General features: G+C 57.2%; 20 protein-coding genes. 15 read left to right on the forward strand and 5 right to left on the reverse strand.

What is annotated here, in order from left to right; all coding sequences use genetic code 11:
• Positions 1–226: 226 nt before the first annotated feature.
• The 3 genes from HY011_11885 to HY011_11895 all read left to right on the forward strand — a co-directional run bounded on the left by HY011_11885 (position 227) and on the right by HY011_11895 (position 2,388).
• Positions 227–802: a DUF4287 domain-containing protein gene (locus HY011_11885; protein MBI3423629.1), complete on the forward strand. Its 576-nt coding sequence runs from the start codon at positions 227–229 to the stop codon at positions 800–802.
• Positions 803–1,030: 228 nt separating this feature from the next.
• On the forward strand, positions 1,031–1,579 hold the full coding sequence (locus HY011_11890; protein ID MBI3423630.1) for a hypothetical protein: 549 nt from the start codon (positions 1,031–1,033) through the stop codon (positions 1,577–1,579).
• 269 nt (positions 1,580–1,848) lie between these two features.
• Positions 1,849–2,388 (forward strand): hypothetical protein, encoded by a 540-nt coding sequence (locus HY011_11895; protein ID MBI3423631.1) that lies wholly within the window; start codon positions 1,849–1,851, stop codon positions 2,386–2,388.
• 25 nt (positions 2,389–2,413) lie between these two features.
• Here the strand turns inward: HY011_11895 and HY011_11900 are convergent, their stop codons facing one another.
• Complete coding sequence (locus HY011_11900; GenBank protein MBI3423632.1) at positions 2,414–2,647, reverse strand: hypothetical protein; 234 nt, start codon at positions 2,645–2,647, stop codon at positions 2,414–2,416.
• 16 nt (positions 2,648–2,663) lie between these two features.
• Here HY011_11900 and HY011_11905 point away from each other — a divergent pair, with 16 nt between their 5' ends.
• Together HY011_11905 and HY011_11910 are read left to right on the forward strand one after the other, a co-directional pair.
• Positions 2,664–3,185, forward strand: coding sequence for a ubiquinol-cytochrome c reductase iron-sulfur subunit (locus HY011_11905; GenBank protein MBI3423633.1), 522 nt, complete (start codon positions 2,664–2,666; stop codon positions 3,183–3,185).
• A 15-nt stretch (positions 3,186–3,200) separates the two neighbouring features.
• A complete protein-coding gene (locus tag HY011_11910; protein MBI3423634.1) occupies positions 3,201–4,625 on the forward strand; it encodes a cytochrome b N-terminal domain-containing protein in 1,425 nt (474 codons plus the stop codon).
• Between the two features lie 58 nt (positions 4,626–4,683).
• On the opposite strand, the gene HY011_11915 is transcribed toward HY011_11910, so the two are convergent.
• Together HY011_11915 and HY011_11920 are read right to left on the reverse strand one after the other, a co-directional pair.
• Positions 4,684–5,112: a hypothetical protein gene (locus HY011_11915; protein ID MBI3423635.1), complete on the reverse strand. Its 429-nt coding sequence runs from the start codon at positions 5,110–5,112 to the stop codon at positions 4,684–4,686.
• Between the two features lie 19 nt (positions 5,113–5,131).
• Positions 5,132–5,755, reverse strand: coding sequence for an RNA polymerase sigma factor (locus tag HY011_11920; GenBank protein MBI3423636.1), 624 nt, complete (start codon positions 5,753–5,755; stop codon positions 5,132–5,134).
• A 201-nt stretch (positions 5,756–5,956) separates the two neighbouring features.
• On the opposite strand from HY011_11920, the gene HY011_11925 reads away from it, so the two are divergent.
• The 3 genes from HY011_11925 (at position 5,957) to HY011_11935 (ending at position 8,087) form a co-directional block, all read left to right on the forward strand.
• Positions 5,957–7,240 carry a Gfo/Idh/MocA family oxidoreductase gene (locus HY011_11925; GenBank protein ID MBI3423637.1) on the forward strand — a complete coding sequence of 428 codons (1,284 nt, stop codon included), beginning with the start codon at positions 5,957–5,959 and terminating at the stop codon, positions 7,238–7,240.
• Positions 7,241–7,598: 358 nt separating this feature from the next.
• Positions 7,599–7,895, forward strand: coding sequence for a hypothetical protein (locus HY011_11930; GenBank protein ID MBI3423638.1), 297 nt, complete (start codon positions 7,599–7,601; stop codon positions 7,893–7,895).
• A gap of 24 nt (positions 7,896–7,919) precedes the next feature.
• Complete coding sequence (locus HY011_11935) at positions 7,920–8,087, forward strand: hypothetical protein (GenBank protein ID MBI3423639.1); 168 nt, start codon at positions 7,920–7,922, stop codon at positions 8,085–8,087.
• Positions 8,088–8,089: 2 nt separating this feature from the next.
• Here the strand turns inward: HY011_11935 and HY011_11940 are convergent, their stop codons facing one another.
• A complete protein-coding gene (locus tag HY011_11940) occupies positions 8,090–8,329 on the reverse strand; it encodes a hypothetical protein (protein ID MBI3423640.1) in 240 nt (79 codons plus the stop codon).
• 1,233 nt (positions 8,330–9,562) lie between these two features.
• Between HY011_11940 and HY011_11945 the strand changes: the two genes are divergently transcribed.
• On the forward strand, positions 9,563–10,387 hold the full coding sequence (locus HY011_11945) for a hypothetical protein (protein MBI3423641.1): 825 nt from the start codon (positions 9,563–9,565) through the stop codon (positions 10,385–10,387).
• Positions 10,371–11,501, forward strand: coding sequence for a type III PLP-dependent enzyme (locus HY011_11950; protein MBI3423642.1), 1,131 nt, complete (start codon positions 10,371–10,373; stop codon positions 11,499–11,501). Before HY011_11945 ends, HY011_11950 begins: the two co-directional genes overlap by 17 nt.
• Here the strand turns inward: HY011_11950 and HY011_11955 are convergent, their stop codons facing one another.
• Complete coding sequence (locus HY011_11955; GenBank protein ID MBI3423643.1) at positions 11,502–11,792, reverse strand: hypothetical protein; 291 nt, start codon at positions 11,790–11,792, stop codon at positions 11,502–11,504.
• 34 nt (positions 11,793–11,826) lie between these two features.
• Between HY011_11955 and HY011_11960 the strand changes: the two genes are divergently transcribed.
• From HY011_11960 to HY011_11980, 5 genes are read left to right on the forward strand one after another with little or no spacing between them, the layout of a single operon-like run.
• Positions 11,827–12,621, forward strand: a complete 795-nt coding sequence (locus tag HY011_11960) for a GNAT family N-acetyltransferase (GenBank protein MBI3423644.1) — start codon at positions 11,827–11,829, stop codon at positions 12,619–12,621.
• Positions 12,618–13,682 (forward strand): inosamine-phosphate amidinotransferase 1, encoded by a 1,065-nt coding sequence (locus HY011_11965; protein ID MBI3423645.1) that lies wholly within the window; start codon positions 12,618–12,620, stop codon positions 13,680–13,682. The genes HY011_11960 and HY011_11965 overlap by 4 nt, the downstream gene beginning before the upstream one ends.
• A 59-nt stretch (positions 13,683–13,741) precedes the next feature.
• Entirely contained in the window at positions 13,742–14,104 is a 363-nt protein-coding gene (locus HY011_11970) for a hypothetical protein (protein ID MBI3423646.1), read from the forward strand.
• On the forward strand, positions 14,082–14,681 hold the full coding sequence (locus HY011_11975) for a hypothetical protein (GenBank protein ID MBI3423647.1): 600 nt from the start codon (positions 14,082–14,084) through the stop codon (positions 14,679–14,681). Before HY011_11970 ends, HY011_11975 begins: the two co-directional genes overlap by 23 nt.
• Positions 14,682–14,693: 12 nt before the next feature.
• Positions 14,694–17,432, forward strand: coding sequence for a glucosidase (locus HY011_11980; protein ID MBI3423648.1), 2,739 nt, complete (start codon positions 14,694–14,696; stop codon positions 17,430–17,432).
• The last annotated feature ends 4 nt before the right edge of the window (positions 17,433–17,436 follow it).

A 17,436-nucleotide genomic window follows, 5' to 3' on the forward strand; every position in this document is an offset into this window, starting at 1 on the left:
GACCCGTTGCTCTTTGGCAAGCTGCCGGAGTCGCTCCAACCAAGACGTGCTGCTTGCGCCCGGCAATTGCTGTTGCAAGCAACTCGCGCTTTGTTGTTGGGTCTAATTCACCACACAACTCTTACTGACCGAGCAGGACTGTGTTACTTTTCAGGCAAGCCGAAGATGCTGCGGCCGGTTGTCCGGCATCCAGCTAATTCATCAATAAGCAGATAAGGAGCTAACAATGAGCATTGTGGAGAAAGCGCTGGCGACACAGTTGGCAAACATTGAAAAACGCACCGGCAAATCGTTGGCGGAACTTGCCGCTTTGGTGCGGAACAGCGGCCTCACTAAACACGGCGAGCTGCGCGATATGCTCAAACGTGATTTAGGACTTGGGCATGGCGATGCCAATACACTCGTGCATCACGTGTTGAAATCCGCGGGACAGAGCGCCGTGGCTGAAAAGAACCGCTCGACCGATGACGTCGTGGCCGCTTTATATGCCGGACCTAAAGCTGCGCTGCGGCCTATTCACGACAAGCTGATAGCCGCAATCAACAAGTTCGGTGAATTTGAGATTGCGCCGAAAAAGACCTATCTCAGCCTGCGGCGTAAGAAACAGTTCGCCATGATCGGGCCTGCGACGAATACACGCGTTGAGGTCGGCTTGAATATGAAAGGTGTCGCCGCCACGGAGCGTTTATTAGAGATACCGCCCAACAGCATGTGTAACTACAAGGTCAAGGTGATGAGCGAAGCGGAAGTGGATCAAGCATTGATTGCGTGGCTTCGCCAGGCCTTTGATAACGCTGGCTAGGGGCTGGCCGCTTGGTGGCTGGCGTCGTGAGAAAACATGCCATCTGGTCGAGTTGCCATCCCATATCGTAATTTCTGCGTACAGCCAAGCCTTAGATTCAATGTTGCGAGAGGTTGGGGATAACTACGTAACTGCTTGTCACAGAATGATTCTTGCCGCCGCGTGCAAGCGCCGCTGAAATTGGCACAGCGGTTGTTATAGCTCTGCCCGAAAGGGGGAGCAATCCTAATGACAACCAATAACCGCTATGCACCTTTCGCCTTAGTCGCGCTGGTCGCCAGTGTGATCGGGTGGGGGGCTTCCAGTTGGATGAATCGCGAGCAGACGGCGGCGCAAACGCTGCCTGCCGCCAGTAACGTTGCCGCGTTGGGTTTTCAACCAAACGCGCCAGCCGCCTTACAACCTTTGCCCCAACAACCCGTTGTTCCGCTGCCAGTGGCCGGTGCGCCGATCACTTATGTGGCTGTACCCGTGCAACCTGTCGCGCAAGTTGTGCCCGCACAGGTCGTGACGACTCGCGCGGCGGCCACGCCCGTGAGAACGCGCACGATTGTGGCGGCGAATGAAGCGCCTGCTACCTCGACAACTGTACGTAAGAGAGGTTTGAGTAACAAAGCCAAAGCTGCGATTGCGATTGGCGGCGGCGCTGGTTTGGGGGCGGCCATCGGCGGCATTGCCAAGGGCGGTAAAGGCGCGGGCATCGGTGCGCTGATTGGCGCTGGTTCGGCGGCTGTCTATTCCGTAATTCGTCACAAACAGAATAAGCCGGTCTTTTAATCGGCAGGCTTTGGCAATAGTTGCCAAGCGCAGAAACCGAAAACCTTTCACCCGAACGCTGACTGTTTCTTCTTGCCGGGTTGTGTCCTACACCCGTGTCAGAGAAACCAGCCTTGGGGTGAAAGGTTTTCGGTTTTTTGGTTTGTATCAGTGTCAACGCCAATAGCTCATAGGTATTTCCGGCTAGGCATCGGTAAAGCCTGTGCTATAGTGCGCCCGCCAATTTCCTATCGGTTGGTGTTTTGACTTTGGATGGAGGAAGTTAGGAAATGAAGACACTCTTCTACACTGCCTGTCTTTTGATGGTGCTGTCAGGCTACTCGCAGTGGCAAGCGTTTGCCCTGCAGGTGGTGGAACTGGCTCGCCAACAACTCCCGCAACCAATCGCAGAACTCTGGCCTGTTCAAACCGCCGCATACCAACGGGTCACTGTGGCGGGCAAGGAAGAGGCCATTGCTGCACGTCTGAAAGAGACCTTGCGCGAGCTCAGCGAGAGCGAAAGCTTGAGCGGCGCGCGCGTAAGCCTTAAACAAGTTCGTTTCATTCCCACGAAGGCCGCAACCCCCGCAAAGGCTGCTGCATTCTTGAATGTTCCGGACAAGGCGCGTCGTGAAGAAGACGCCCCAGAGTCGGTGTCGTCCACGGGTTATTACGTGGCGACGATCAACTACGATTTAATCAGTCCGCTGACGGTTGAATCGGGGGCGACGGTTTTGACGGCGGCCTGTTCCTGTGGCGTCGCCCAAGTTCGCTTGAGCGACGGCTTCGGGGTGATGAAGACTTTCAGATGCCCCAAGGTGAGGAACTGATCGAAAAGTTCCTTTGGTGAAGTCGTCATCCTCTGATGGGAAGCAAAAGGCGGAGCGTGCACAACGCGCCGCCTTTTTTATTGCGCCAACCGGTGGTTGCCTTGTGCTCTTCCAAAACGGCCTGCTTTGTGTAGAATGCCTGAACACTCCCAACCAACGCTGTGAAGAGATAATCCAGAAAAAAGCCCGCAGCAAAAAAACCGTGGGCGGCCTTGCTGGCAAAAGGAAATAAACAGTCTTTGTAATTAGAGGTTTGCATTAAGGAGGCATTTGTTATGTGTGTGCATCACGCCCCTGAAAGTCCCGCCGAGCGCCGGACGTTTTTGGGCATTTTATCCGGCTTGATTGCCGCCGGGATTTCCGCCGTGCTCGGCGTCAACATTGGCCGGTTTGCGCTCGGCCCGGCTTTTACCAAAGCCGACGCGGAGGACTGGTCGGACGTGGGGGCTTTGACTGGTATTCCCGAAGGTCAGTTGACCAAGCGCAATCTGCTTGTTGCGCGCGTGGCGGGCTGGGGCAATTTCACCGCCGAGCGCGCTGTCTGGGTGGTGCGCAACGGCGCTGAGGTCAAGGTCTTCACAGCCGTTTGTCCGCATCTGGGTTGCACCGTCAATGCCAACGCCGAAGGGTTCCTGTGTGCCTGTCACAACAGTCAATGGAACACCAGCGGGCAGACGCTGGCCGGGCCTGCGCCGCGCGGTTTGGATACGCTGGAACATCGCGTCGAAGGCGGCAAGCTGCAAGTCCGTTACGCGGATTTCAAACAGGGGATTCCGAACAAAGAGGCCATCGGCTGATAAAGGTCATTCGCTATGAACTTAGAAAAAATCACTGCGCGGTTGGCGGCGGCCTACGCTTGGCTGGATGAGCGGACGGGCGTCAAGGCGGCGGTTGATGCGGCGCTCTACGAACCGATTCGCGGCGGTGCGCGTTGGGCCTATGTCTTTGGCAGCGCGCTGCTTTTTCTTTTTGCCATGATGGTCGTGACCGGCATTTGTATGACGCTCTATTACGTGCCGAGTGCCGACCACGCGCACACGAGTGTCGCTTATATCCAGAAAGTCGTGCCCGGCGGCGCGCTCATTCGCGGCCTGCATCATTACGGCGCCAGTACGATGATCATTGTCGCCGTGCTGCATCTGGCGCAAGGCTTCCTGTTCGGCGCCTACAAACAACGGCGCGAATTGATTTGGTTGACGGGCGCGGTAATGTTGCTGCTCTTGCTGCTCTTTTCTTTCACCGGCTATTTGCTGCCCTGGGATCAGGCGGCGTATTTCGGCACCAAGGTGGGCGCTTCGATTGCCGGTGAAATCCCGCTCATCGGCCCGCTGCAACGGCGCATTTTGCTGGGGGGCGAAGACCTTTCGACGCTTACGCTGTCGCGCTTTTTCACCGTCCACGTGTTTTTGCTGCCACTCGGTTTGGCTGGGCTGGCGGGGCTGCACCTGTTGTTCTTTCGCCGCTCAGGCCCGGCGGGGCCGTACCATAACCGCGACGATAACCGGGTCGAACGCTTCTATCCGGGCCAGGTCTTTAAGGATTCGGTGGCCATGCTCGCGGTCTTTTTGGTGCTGGTGTATTTGGCTTACAGTGCGCCAGCGGAATTAGGGCCGGTGGCTGATCCGACGGCGGATTATCTGGCGCGTCCGCCCTGGTTTTTCATGCCGCTGTTTCAGATGCTGAAGTATTTTGAAGGACAACTCTCGCTGATCCCGATTATGGGTGTGCCAGCCTTGTTATTCGGGCTGTTGTTCCTGCTGCCGTTTTTCGACCGCAACCCTGAGCGCCATCCGCTCAAGCGTAAGCTGGCCGTCGCCTTGCTGGCGCTCTTCCTCATCGGCCCGGTTGCGTTGATCGCTCTGGCGCGCTATCAGGACACGCATCACCCTGAGTTCGGGCCGAAGCTGCAAAAGCAGGAAGAAGAGATGCGCGCCTTTCTCAAAGCTCCCTTTGAACCGCAGGTGGTTGGCGGTAAGAGCGCGGTGAAAGCCGCCGCCGCGCCGCAGGCTTATCTGGAAAGCTGTGCGGCCTGTCACGGCGAACAAGGCGAAGGGGCCGCGTCGTTTCCGAAACTGATCGGCGTAACCGCCAAGCCGCAACGCACCAAAGAAGATTTGTTGAAGATTCTCGACGATTCAGAGGCGTATCAATTGGAATTGCCAATGCCGAAGTCGTTTCCGAAACTGAGCGCCGAGCAGAAAAAAGAAATCGTTGAATGGTTGGCGACGCTGAAATAATTTTGAGTAGGCAGGCCTCGCTGGGCCTGCCTACTCCACCCTTCTCTCCTTGCTTGATTTACTCGCCCGCCCGCCGTTTCGCATGGCGCTGACGCTCGCGCTCGCCGATTTCCTGAAAGCGGTCGCGAATCCAATTGCCCACATCCTCTAGCGAAAAGTCTTTCGTCTCACCGCAAGGGGTTTTGAACCCGGCGGCAAAGCCCGGTTTCCACCAGTCCTCTTCGATGCGCACTTCATCCTCGAAATACGAAACGACCTGGCGGCAGGCCAGCGCGACGGTCGTCAATGAACTGTCTTCGGGCAAGGGCGCAAAGACTGTCTTAACATTGGGGTCGAGTTCGCCCAGCCGCGCCAAAATGCGATTGAATTGCGCGGCGGCAAAGCGCGTTTCGCTCTCGCCCACCTGCGTCCATTGCACGCGCACGGCCATGCGCGCCGTGCGGTGCAAAACGTTGATCAATTTTCTCAGTTCCTGTTCACGTTCCATTTGATACTCCTTCAAGATGTCAAAGTTTGGCTTTGACGCGCGCACGTTTGGTTTTCTGCGCCGGGTTTGCCTCCGGCGCCGCCAGTTGCTGGCGCAGTAATTGTTTGGCGCGATGCAAGCGCCATTTGACCGTCGTCAGCGGCAAATCCAGAAAATCTGCGATGCGCGCCAACGGCACTTCGTCATAAAACCGCAGTTGCAAAATCAAGCGGTACTCTTCGGCCAGGGTTTCAATCGCCGCCCGCACCCAGGCCGTCTCGATACTTTCCGCTGGTTTGAACGGAATGGCCAGCACGCTGCTGTTCTCAAGCAAGGCCTCATCCAATTCGACACGCTGGGCGCGTTCCCGCCGCGTGCGTTGTCCCAGGCGATACGCCGCGTGCCGTGTGATGGCATAAAGCCACGAGGCAAATTTATCCGGCTCTTCGATGGACGGCAGCGCTTTGAAAGCCAGCAACAAGGCCTCTTGCACGATGTCTTCGGCCAATTCGTTGCCAGCGATGGTTTGCGCGACGCGATAGGCCGCCGTGCGGTAACGCAGCGCCAGCACGTCGAATGAACGCAGATCGCCCAGAATGGCGGCCAGCACCAATACGGCATCTGGCGCGGCCTCAGCTAAATTGTCGAAGTTGGAATCCGCCATCCTTTGCTCTCGCTTGCACCTTACTAGAGACCGGGACTACGAAAAAGGATAGCGGCGGGATTGAAAAAAGTCGCGCGCGGTACTGTCACTGCCACGCATTCCTGATTTAACCGCTGATTGACTTCACCCAACATGCGTTCAAGAATACGCGCGCAATCGCAAACATTTCCATTTCAACAAACCATCAATTGAGGCTTCGTTATGAGTGAGAAACCGAATCTGGTTGAACGGCGGCAGTTTTTAAGCACCACGCTGGCAGCCTTGACTACCGTTGGGACGACCGCCGGGGCGACGGCAGGGATGACGGCGAAATCCTACGCGCGCATCCTCGGCGCAAATGATCGCCTGCGTCTGGGCGGCATCGGCCCCGGCGACCGTGGCAGCGGACGTTTGGTCACCGCACAAAAGCTGGGCGCGCAAATCGTCGCGTTGTGCGATGTCAACAAAGGCATGCTCGCACTGGCGCAGAAAAAACTGAGCGCGCCGGTCGAGAAGACCTATGTGGATTACAACGAATTGCTCGCGCGCAAGGACATTGACGGCGTGATCATCGCCACGCCCGATCATTTGCATCACGATTGCCTGCTCGCGGCGGTCAAAGCGGGCAAGGATGCCTATATCGAAAAGCCGCTGGCGCGCACCATCGAAGAAGGCGAAGACATGGTCGCCGCCGTCAAAGCCTCGAAACAGATCGTCCAAGTCGGCAATCAACGCCGCAGCGGCGATCATTTTCGCAAAGCGCGCGACATCGTCGCCAGCGGTGGCATTGGCGAAATTCGCTTCGTGCGCATCTGGGATTTTCGCTATCGCCCGGTTGACCCATACATCAAACGCAGCAAAGACCCATCGTTGTTTGCACCCGAATTGGTGGATTGGCCTCGGTTCCTCGGCAAGGCGCCGCAGCGACCATACGACGCCAAGCGCGCCTCGGGCTGGCGCTGGTATTGGGATTACGCGGGCGGTCTGATGACCGACATCGGCCCGCACTGGCTCGATGTCGCGATGTGGATCACCGGCTGCGACGGCCCACGCTCGGTCGTTTGCAACGGCGGCAAGTATCAAAACATGGATTGGGAAACGCCCGACAACGTCCACGCGATCATGGATTGCGGCAGCTTCTCGCTGGTGTTTATGGTGCAGTTCATGAACGGGCAGGAATACGACGGCGGCGCGTTTTACGGCCTGGAAGGCAGCATCGTGCAGGAGAACAATCGCAACCTGATGGTGCGCTACGACAAGCAACGCAAAGAGGTCGAGTCGTGGCCGATCACGGATGAAAATACGCCGCACATGCAAAACTTCCTCGATTGCATGAAGAGCCGCCAGCAGCCACGTTCGCCCGTCGAACTCGCCAGCCGCGTCATCATCGGCGCGCATCTGGCGAATGAAGCGTTTCGCACGGGCCGCAAAGTGGAATGGGATGTGACGAAGTGGCGGCACGCAGAACGACCGGAACGCACGGCGGGCTACCGGCAGGGCGCATGAGCGGCTATCGTTGGCATAATGACAAACACAGCAGCACAAACCGTAACGCAAGATTCGCACCAGTTTCTGGACAGCTACAACTTGCTCTATCACATCGAAGTCGCGCGGCGGCTGCACGCGAACCCGCAAACGATTCTGGCGCGGGCGCGACAGAACCTCGAACGCTGGCTGCCCGCTCACGCCGGCAGTTTTTCGGAGCACGCCTTGCAAGAATGGCGCGGCTTGCTGGATCAATTGAACGTCGTTGACTTGATGAAACTCATCACCGAAGACTCAGATGAAGGGCAGCGCTTACGCCAGTCTACGCCCTTTACCGGCATTCTCACCGAAACGGAGCGCGCTGAATTATGGAGGCGTTGTGCGGCAGGAAACCTTTCTCGAACTCATCCAGCGAGTGAAAGAAGTTCGCGGCATTGCTTTGCCGATTTCGGTGAATCAGCAATTGGGCATCACCAGCGCCTTTCATGATGAGCACGGCTATTATGCCGACAGCGGTGGGTTGGCGACGGTAGTCTTGCCGTCAGACTGGCAAGAACGATTGCAACCACTGGCTGACGATAGCGGCCAAATCATCGCGCATTGTCTTGAGCTTTATGATGTCGCCGTCAGCAAGCTGATGGCCAGTCGCGACCAAGATTGGGGCTTCCTGGCTTAGCTGCTCGCTGCGCAATTGATTGCCTTGCCAGAATTGGCTACACGGGCCGAGATGATCTTGCAAACGGCTGTCGCGCGCGCCTTGCAACCGCGACTGGAAAAGTTGGTCGCCAGTTTGCAGCAGCACCACACGCGCCCCGATCTCACGCCGCTGCGGCAACTCATCCAACAATTCAACACGCCGAATCCATAATGCTAATGCTGCCCAGCCCTGGGTTGCAGATATTCCAACAGCCAACTCTTCGCAAACGCCCAGTCCCGCCGCACCGTGCGCGCCGTGACGCCCAGCGCCTGCGCCGTCTCGGCTTCATCCAGCCCGACAAAATACCGCTTCCTGTAAAAAATCCGGTGATGACAATGTAGGGGCAGACCTGGGTGTTTGCCCCGGTCGCTTTTGCGGCCTTCGATGCCGTCTGTTGCCACCGGGGCAAACACCCAGGTCTGCCCCTATATTGTCACCGAAAAATTTACAGGAAGAAATACCGTAGCTCGACGACGTTCACACTTCAGCGCGTCTACGGATCGCCACGTACACGCCGCAGCGTGAACTCTGAACGGCCAGCACCGAAAACTTTACAGAAGGAATAATTTCTCGCAACTGCTCAGCCCCAAGGGGGCGAAGTAAAGAAGCCCAGGGCAACGCCCTGGGAGCAGGACATCAGATCAGGTGAGCCCCAACGGGGGCGAAATAGTTATTGCGCCCCGTCGGGGCTTGGAAACCATCCATCTGCTGACCCGGTGCGTTGCACCGGGCTATCATATTGCGCCCCCTTGGGGCTGAGTAGCTACAATTTCTCAAAAAAGTCAGTCGTTGCTGTCCGTTTCCGCCCGCCAAACCCGTTTCCTTTCATGCCCGGCGATTTTTTGCGCACAAGGCAGCGGTGACTTGATCTACATCAAGAAGTGACTTGCGCTAGATCAATGACAGCCTTTGCCGCGCCGTTGAAAATGCCGTTGCGCAAATTGTATGGCAAGCGAATACGCGCGCCGCGCAGCTTCACCCCCACGCTGCTGGGCGTTGGCCTGAGTGATTACCAGGGGAGTGTCCGCAAGCAGTCAAGGGAAAAAACGCAGGCTTTAGATCAGTTTGCAATTGAATGTACGGGCGGCGCGGTGGGGCCAGTACCGCGCGCGTGAGCAAGCGCTGCGTCAACGCTGGCGGCTTATGGCATACCCAGAGTCTCCGCTTGCTGACGCGCGCGGTACCGACCGGGAGCGCGCCTTTTCCCGTACACCGCTCTGCCATCCGATCTAGAGGGTTGGCGCCAGCCGGGTAACCGCAGTTTTGGGCGCCGCAAAATTTTCTTGCAACACTCGCGGCGAGTTCCGCACTTCGAAATGTACCGGGGACTTCCACACAGGCCTGCCTGCAACTCCGACCAAGTCTTGGAGGCGGTGTCTTGCTACCTGGAGCGACCAGGGCTGGATTGAACTCAATTTTTCTGATCACTGCGGATTTTGTGGTGACAGCCCCAGCGGGGCGAAATGTTTATAGTTGGAATGCGAAAGAGCACGCGAGCCCCAGCGGGGCGGTATCTGCCGGCTCAGATGTCGCTCCTAACGGAGCTAAGCGCATAGATTTGACTGGTTGCTATAAACATTGCGCGCCGCTGGCGCTGGAAAACACTCAAACCACAAAATCCGGTAGGACTAGCAATTTTTAGCACGATGAATAAACAACCCAACATTTACGACCAACACTGGGACGCGCGCGCTTACCTGCGCCATTACTACAGCCAGGCGTTCATCCCGGATGACGAAGAGGCGATCTATCAGCGCCTCATTCCTTACTTTCAACAACGTGGGCAGCAGCGCGCGCAACACGGCGGGCGGCGCTTTGCCCGCGCGTTGGATTTCGGCTGTGGGCCAACGCTTCATCACCTGAATTTGTTAGCGCCGTGGGCAGATGAATTGCACGCCGCCGATTACCTGCCCGGCAATTTGCAGGAAATACAACGCTGGTTGCGCGCGGAACCGGAAGCGCACGATTGGGACCTGAAAATCCGGCGCGTGATTGAAGTGGAAACGCAGGCCGCAGTCACCGACGCCATGCTGGCGGCGCGCAAGGCCTTGTTGCGGCAGCGGCTGACAACGCTTAAACCTTGCGACGTGCGGCAGGCCGATCCGTTGGGCGACGGCAGTCAGTACGATCTTTTATTCTCGGCTTATTGCGTAGATGCGGCTTCGGACTCGGCGGCGGAATGGCGGCTGTGGATGCAAAACCTCTTAACGCTGTGCCGCGACGATGGCGTCGTCTTGCTGGTGTCATCCAGCAAAGCGCGGCAATACCGCATCGGCAACCAGCTTTTCCCCGAAGCCAACATTGACGCGAACGACATGTCAGCGGCGTTGCTGGCAGCAGGCTTTTCGCCGCAACGCATCCGGCTTGAAACCGTAGCGATCAAGGATTGGGCGGAAGACGCTTTCAACGCCATCACCATCGCCATTGCCGAAAAGGGCGCGGCCAGGGAGGGGGATGCCACAGCCGTCTGACCTTTTTCACCTCACCCGCCATTTGCCAACGCCCTTGCTGGTCATTGACCAAGCGCAGGTGTGCGCGAACATCGGGCAGTTGCGGCAGGCTTTGCCAGCAGTCGAATTGTTTTACGCCGTGAAATGCAACGCTCACCCGCACGTACTGGCAGCCGTGCAACAGATGGAAGCCGGTTTCGAGATCGCGTCCCTCAGCGAAGCCGCGACCGTGCGGCGTATGGGCGTAGCGCCGGAACGCATCATCTGCTTGCATCCGATCAAAGCGCCGGAATTTTTGCGCTACTTGCATCGTCATCAGATTGGCGTGCTGGCGGCGGATAGCCGCGCCGAACTCGACAAGCTGGCCGCACACGCACCGCACAGCCGCATCGTCTTACGCCTCAACGTCGCCAACACCGGCAGCGTTTTCCCTCTGAGCAACAAGTTCGGCAGCGCGCCGGAGGAAGCGTTGGGTCTGTTGAGTTATGCCCGCGAACGTGGGCTGCAACCGCATGGGTTGACGATTCACGTCGGCTCGCAATGTGAACGCGCGGCGACGTGGACAGAAGCGTTGCACGTTTGCCGCCAAGTCTGGCGCGACGCGCATCGAGCTGGATTTGCGCTGAAATTATTAAGCCTGGGTGGTGGCTTGCCTGCGCCCTACGCGCCGGAGGGGCTGACGGCGGCACAAGTGGCGTTGACGATACGCACCGCGCTGGAAAACTTCGCTTTGCCCACCGGCTGCGCCCTCAGTATCGAACCGGGCCGCGCCCTGGTCGCCAATGCCGGGACGCTCATCGCCTCGGTCGTAGGCTTAGCCGAACGTCAGAACGGCAGTTGGGCCTATCTCGATGCCGGTGTTTATCACGGCCTGTTTGAAGCTTGCGCGGCGGGCGGCGGCTTGCCTTTTCAACTGAGCACGAATCAACCCGGTCGTCCGCCCATGCTTTACAACCTCGGCGGCCCGACCTGCGACGGCTTCGATATGCCGTTCGAACGCCGCGCCTTGCCGGAACTGCGCCTCGGCGACCGGGTCGCGATTCACACTGCCGGTGCGTATTCGACAGAGCTTTCTTCTACGTTTAACGGCTTTCCGGCGCCGACGGTGTATGGGTTGGAGGAGTTACAGCAGTAACTATTGCCCCATGCGCATCAGGCGGTTTTGAAATGAGTCAGGCTGGATGTCTTGTTTGATCTGACGGAGTTCATTTTCCAGAAGAGCGAACCTGCCGCGCAAATCAACATACATGTCCCGCTGCATCTTGAGCATCTCACGTTGCAATTGGGTAAGCACATCTAATTTAGCATTGATTTCGTTGACCGTTGTCTGCAACACGGCTTGTCCCGTTTCGAGTGAGGCCAGGCGCGCTTCAAGCGAAGGTGGTGGATGTTGTTGGGTTGTTTCGTTCTCAAGTGGATCGGTCATAGCGATTACCTCATCGGCATCATACGGAGAATTTATGAGCCTCGTCAATGTTCACAAACAGACACGCTCCAATTTGGTAAGCGTGACGGTTGCCGAAGACCCAAGCTTGGCTGACAAGATCGAAGAACTGGATCGCCAATCCTGGCCGCCATATTTACTGCAAGCGCACAAACCGTTTGAGTCAGCTTTTAATGTTACTTGGCTTGCCATTTACGACTATTGGCCTGAGTGCCAGTTTGGATTATTTGATAAGACGACCGGCGAGTTAGTAGCTTGGGGTAACTCAGCGCCGCTTGCCTGGACACAACGCACAGATGACCTGCCTAACACCGGATGGGATTGGGCGATGCACCAGGCTTTTCTCGGTAACATAAACAAGGTAACACCTAATGCCTTGGCCGCTCTTGGAATTTCAGTCAGACAAGCCGCTCGCAATCAAGGCATAAGCGCAGCGGCAATAGCGACGATGAAACAAATAGCCAGAAGGCTGGGTTGTGATTCCTTGATTGCGCCTGTACGCCCGAGCCTAAAGAGTCTTTACCCTTTAACTCCGATAACTGAATACCTAACTTGGCAAGACGACACAGGTCTTCCGTTTGATCCGTGGTTGCGCACACATCTGCGATTGGGCGCAACGATCATCAAAGCTTGCCCGCAATCTATGAGACTTACAGGCAAGGTTGCAGATTGGGAAAAATGGACTGGCCTGAAGTTTCCGGCCAGCCAGCATTACGTCGTTCCACAAATGCTAAGTACCTTAAAAATAGATCGTGAGAAGGACGAAGGAATTTATGTTGAGCCAAACGTTTGGATGGAGCACAAGTTATGAGCCTAGTTAATGTTCACAACGAATGGGATCCGCTCGAAGAAGTCATCGTCGGGCGCGCCGCCAACGCCCGTATCGCACGGCCCGACAAAGGCCTTTTCGCGGTCGAATACCGCGAGTATGGGCAAGCCGAAAACATCCCGTCCGGCCCCTACCCGCAGCGCGTCATCGAAGAAACCGAAGAAGACCTCGCCGTCTTGATCGAGACGTTTCAAAGGCTCGGCGTAACGGTGCGCCGCCCCGAAATCCGGGAGCACGCGCAACCATTCAGCACGCCCGATTGGGCGAGCGATGGGCAATACAACTATTGCCCGCGCGATCTGTTTGTGGCGGTTGGGCAAACGCTGATCGAAGCGCCGATGACCTTGCGCGCGCGGCAATTGGAAACACTCTCGTTCAAACCCATCCTGCTCGATTACCTGCGTTCGGGCAGCCGCTGGATCAGCGCGCCCAAGCCGCGTTTGGCGGATGAAATGTACAACGCGACCGGTCAGGGCTTGGCAATTCGTGAACACGAGCCGGTGTTTGACGCGGCGAATGTGCTGCGCGTGGGGCGCGACTTGCTCTATCTGGTTTCCGACAGCGGCAATCGTTGCGGCGCGCATTGGTTGCAAACCTGCGTTGGCACGGATTATCGCGTGCGCGCTTATGACAACGTATACACCGGCACGCACGTAGACACGACCATCACACTGGTGCGGCCCGGCTTGGTCGTGGTCAATGCCGCGCGCGTCGGGCCACGCAATTTGCCAGAGCTGTTCCGCGACTGGGAAGTGATTTACCTGGAGGCGGTGACGGACATCGGCTACACGGGGACGGCGTATGCGTCGGTCTGGATCGGCCTGAATTTCATGATGGTCAACCCGGAGACGGCCATTGTTGACGCGCGGCAAACGGCGTTGCGGCGGGAACTGGAAAAACGCGGCGTGGCGATCATCCCCTTGCAATTGCGGCACGCGCGCACGCTGGGTGGCGGCTTTCATTGCGTGACATTGGATGTGCGCAGGCGCGGCGGATTGGAAACGTATTGTCAGCAGCGCGGAAACGAACCCCTTCTTGTTTAGTGGACAAGCAAATCAGCGCGGTCTTTCCCTCTGCGCGTCAAGCCTATATCATGCGCGCGATGACAAGCACCTCCGCACAACTGGCCCCAATCGGCTCGCAACGTTTTATTGATTTGGTGGCGTTGGACTATCACCGTCTCGTGGCGGAACGTTTGCGAACCGACCCCGACAAAGTCTTGCGTGAGGCCCGCGAGAACTTGTGGCGTTGGCTGCCGGTTCACGCAGGCAGTGGTTCAGAATTGGCGCTGTTGGAATGGCAGCAACTGCTTGACACCAAAACCGTACCGGAACTCATTGCCATCATTCTGGAAGATTCTGATGAAGGGCAGCGGTTACGCTCTTCGACGCCTTTTGCCGGCTTGCTTTCGTTGGAAGAAAGTCGCGCACTCTGGAAACGCCATGCGGAAGCCAGCCTTTATTGAACTGATTCAGCAAGTCAGAGCTATCACCGGCACAGTTGAGTTGGTCATTGTCGGCTCGCATTGTTTGTATGCCGTAACAGAACAAGTGCCGGAGGTGGTAGCACGATCAGTCGAAGCGGATTTTTTGCTCGGTCCGTACAGCTTGGAATTGATGATACAGGTCAATGCCGACCTTGGTGTTGCCAGTCCTTATTTCAAGGAATACGGCAATTATGCCGATGCTTTAGGTCTGGCAAGTGTGACCTTGCTGCCGGGCTGGGAAACACGATTGCAACCGTTGGCGGATGGCGACGGCCAAATCATCGCCCGTTGCCTTGAGCTTTACGATGTCGCCGTCAGCAAGCTGATGGCAGGACGTGATAAAGACTGGGCTTTCCTGTCGTACTTGCTCGATGCGCAATTGATCGCTTTGCCTGATTTGGTTGGCCGTGCCGCCTTGATTCAACAAACCGCTGCTGAGGGAGCTTTGCTGCCACGGCTGGAAAAGTTGCTTGCCAATTTGCAAAAGCACCACACCCGTTATGACCTTGCGACGTTGCGCCAACTCATTCACCAACTCAAATTCCCCAATCCTTAACCCCACCACGTTATGCCTGACACCACTACCATCATCGAAGAAGAAATTCGCCTGAAAGAAGCACGCGCCCGGCGCGGCCATTGGAAACGCTGGGGCCCTTATTTGAGCGAACGCGCCTGGGGTACGGTGCGCGAGGATTATTCGCCCGATGGCGCGGCGTGGGATTACCTGCCGCACGATCAGGCACGGTCAAAGGCGTATCGCTGGGGCGAGGATGGGTTGGGCGGCATCTGTGATCGGCGGCAGCAGATTTGTTTTGCCTTGGCGCTGTGGAATGGGCACGACCCGTTTTTGAAGGAACGGCTGTTTGGCCTGACCGGCCAGCAGGGAAATCACGGCGAAGACGTGAAGGAGTATTACTACTACCTGGATTCGACGCCGACGCATTCGTACATGAAGTTTTTGTACAAGTATCCGCAACGCACGTTTCCCTACGAACAACTGGTTGAAATGAACCGGCGGTGGAGCAAGCACGACCCTGAATTTGAATTGCTCGATACGGGCGTTTTTGCAGAGGATCGCTACTTCGATGTGTTTGTCGAATACGCCAAGGCCACGGTCGAAGACATGTTGATCCGCGTGACAGTGGTGAATCGCGGGCCTGAAGTCGCTGAGTTGCACGTGTTGCCGACCGTGTGGTTTCGCAACACCTGGTCGTGGGGCGGCAACGCGCCGCAGCCGCGCATGGAAGAGGTCGAGAGTTTGCCGGACACCCAGGCGATTCACCTGGAGCATCCCGCGCGCAGCAAACGCTGGCTGGTATGCGAAGGCGCACCGGAATTGTTGTTCACCGAAAACGAAACCAACGCGCAACGGCTTTACGGCGTGCCGAATCACACGCCCTTCGTCAAAGACGGCATCAATGATTGCGTGGTCAACGGGCGGCGCGAAGCCGTCAATCCGAATCAATTCGGCACCAAGGCGGCGGCGCGTTATCACTTGAATATTGGCGCGGGCGAGAGCGTGACGCTCAAGTTGCGTCTGTCGAATGACGAGCCGGCGGAGGCGGGCTTCGGTCATTTGTTCGACGAGATGTTTGCCAAACGTTTGGCCGAGGCAGATGAGTTCTATGAATTGCGTGCGCCCGAAGGTGTGCCGCCCGGCCCCTTGCTGGACGATTTGAAAAACGTGCAGCGCCAGGCTTTCGCCGGGTTGTTGTGGTCGAAACAGTTTTATTACTACCACGTGCGGGACTGGCTGCGCGGCGATCCGGGCCAGCCTGTGCCACCGGCGGCGCGGTTGGACGGGCGCAACTGCAATTGGCAACACCTCTATTGCGAGAACATCATCTCGATGCCGGATAAGTGGGAGTACCCCTGGTTCGCCGCGTGGGACTTGGCCTTTCACTGCATCCCGCTCGCGCTGATTGACGCCGACTTTGCCAAAGAGCAACTGTTGTTGATGCTGCGCGAATGGTACATGCATCCGAACGGGCAGATACCGGCCTATGAATGGGCCTTTGGCGACGTCAATCCGCCGGTGCACGCCTGGGCGGCCTGGCGCGTTTATCGCATCGAACAAAAAAACACGGGCATTGCCGATCACACCTTTCTCGAAAAAGTCTTCCACAAGTTGCTCATCAACTTCACCTGGTGGGTCAATCGCAAAGACCGCGAAGGCAACAACGTTTTTGAAGGCGGTTTTCTGGGCTTGGATAACATCGGCGTGTTTGACCGCAGCGCCGCGCTACCCACGGGCGGACACATCGAACAGTCCGATGCGACGAGTTGGATGGGCATGTATTGCCTGAACATGATGGTCATCGCGCTGGAACTCGCCAAAACCAATCCGGCTTATGAGGACGTAGCGTCGAAATTCCTCGAACACTTTGTCTACATTTCCGCCGCGATGAACAACGTGGGCGGCGAAGAGTTGTGGGATGAGACGGACGGCTTTTATTACGACGTGCTGCAATTGCCCAACGGCCAGCGCTTCCCGATGCGCGTGCGTTCGATGGTCAGTTTGATTCCGCTCTTTGCGGTCGAAAGCCTGGAACCGGAACTGCTGGATCAACACGAAGGCTTCCACGAGCGCATGCAATGGTTCATTGACACCGTGCCCGAACTCGGCCAGTTCATCGCCTCGCAGCGCAAACGCACGGGCTTGCGCCGCTTCTTTTCACTGGTCAGCGCCGAGCGGCTGAAACGCGTCTTGCAAGTGATGCTGGACGAGACGGAATTTCTCTCACCCTACGGCATTCGCTCGCTGTCGAAATACCACGAACAGCGGCCCTATTTGCTGACGGTAGACGGGCAGCAGCATCGGGTGGACTACGAGCCGGCGGAATCGCGGTCGGGGCTGTTCGGCGGCAACTCGAACTGGCGCGGGCCGGTGTGGTTCCCGGTCAACTTCCTGATCATCGAATCGTTGCAGAAATTCCACTTCTATCTCGGCAACGATTTCCTGGTTGAATACCCGACCGGGTCTGGGCACATGCTGAACCTGTGGGACGTGAGCATCGAATTGTCGCGGCGGCTGACACATCTGTTTTTGCGCGATGGAGAAGGGCAACGCCCCACCTTTGGCCCCAACCCGAAGTTTCAAAACGATCCGCATTGGCGCGATCATTTGTTGTTTTATGAATACTTCCACGGCGATACCGGCGCGGGGCTGGGCGCGAGTCATCAGACGGGCTGGACGGGGCTGGTGGCGAAGCTCATTCAGCAGGTCTATTCGCAGAAACGCACGAAGGCGACAGGATTGCTTGATCCGAAGTTTATGGCGGGCGTGAAGGGTGATGAGAAGGGATAGGGAT

Source organism: Acidobacteriota bacterium (assembly GCA_016196035.1).
Classification (GTDB): Bacteria; Acidobacteriota; Blastocatellia; order RBC074; family RBC074; genus JACPYM01.

Bases quoted from the DNA above. Each gene is read 5' to 3' on its own strand.
- HY011_11970 (MBI3423646.1), top strand. From the start codon at position 13,742: ATGACAAGCACCTCCGCACAACTGGCCCCAATCGGCTCGCAACGTTTT.
- HY011_11925 (MBI3423637.1), top strand. From the start codon at position 5,957: ATGAGTGAGAAACCGAATCTGGTTGAACGGCGGCAGTTTTTAAGCACC.
- HY011_11950 (MBI3423642.1), top strand. From the start codon at position 10,371: ATGCCACAGCCGTCTGACCTTTTTCACCTCACCCGCCATTTGCCAACG.
- HY011_11955 (MBI3423643.1), bottom strand. From the start codon at position 11,792: ATGACCGATCCACTTGAGAACGAAACAACCCAACAACATCCACCACCT.
- HY011_11915 (MBI3423635.1), bottom strand. From the start codon at position 5,112: ATGGAACGTGAACAGGAACTGAGAAAATTGATCAACGTTTTGCACCGC.
- HY011_11965 (MBI3423645.1), top strand. From the start codon at position 12,618: ATGAGCCTAGTTAATGTTCACAACGAATGGGATCCGCTCGAAGAAGTC.
- HY011_11945 (MBI3423641.1), top strand. From the start codon at position 9,563: ATGAATAAACAACCCAACATTTACGACCAACACTGGGACGCGCGCGCT.
- HY011_11910 (MBI3423634.1), top strand. From the start codon at position 3,201: ATGAACTTAGAAAAAATCACTGCGCGGTTGGCGGCGGCCTACGCTTGG.
- HY011_11975 (MBI3423647.1), top strand. From the start codon at position 14,082: ATGCGGAAGCCAGCCTTTATTGAACTGATTCAGCAAGTCAGAGCTATC.
- HY011_11905 (MBI3423633.1), top strand. From the start codon at position 2,664: ATGTGTGTGCATCACGCCCCTGAAAGTCCCGCCGAGCGCCGGACGTTT.
- HY011_11960 (MBI3423644.1), top strand. From the start codon at position 11,827: ATGAGCCTCGTCAATGTTCACAAACAGACACGCTCCAATTTGGTAAGC.
- HY011_11980 (MBI3423648.1), top strand. From the start codon at position 14,694: ATGCCTGACACCACTACCATCATCGAAGAAGAAATTCGCCTGAAAGAA.
- HY011_11900 (MBI3423632.1), bottom strand. From the start codon at position 2,647: ATGCAAACCTCTAATTACAAAGACTGTTTATTTCCTTTTGCCAGCAAG.
- HY011_11920 (MBI3423636.1), bottom strand. From the start codon at position 5,755: ATGGCGGATTCCAACTTCGACAATTTAGCTGAGGCCGCGCCAGATGCC.
- HY011_11885 (MBI3423629.1), top strand. From the start codon at position 227: ATGAGCATTGTGGAGAAAGCGCTGGCGACACAGTTGGCAAACATTGAA.
- HY011_11890 (MBI3423630.1), top strand. From the start codon at position 1,031: ATGACAACCAATAACCGCTATGCACCTTTCGCCTTAGTCGCGCTGGTC.
- HY011_11895 (MBI3423631.1), top strand. From the start codon at position 1,849: ATGAAGACACTCTTCTACACTGCCTGTCTTTTGATGGTGCTGTCAGGC.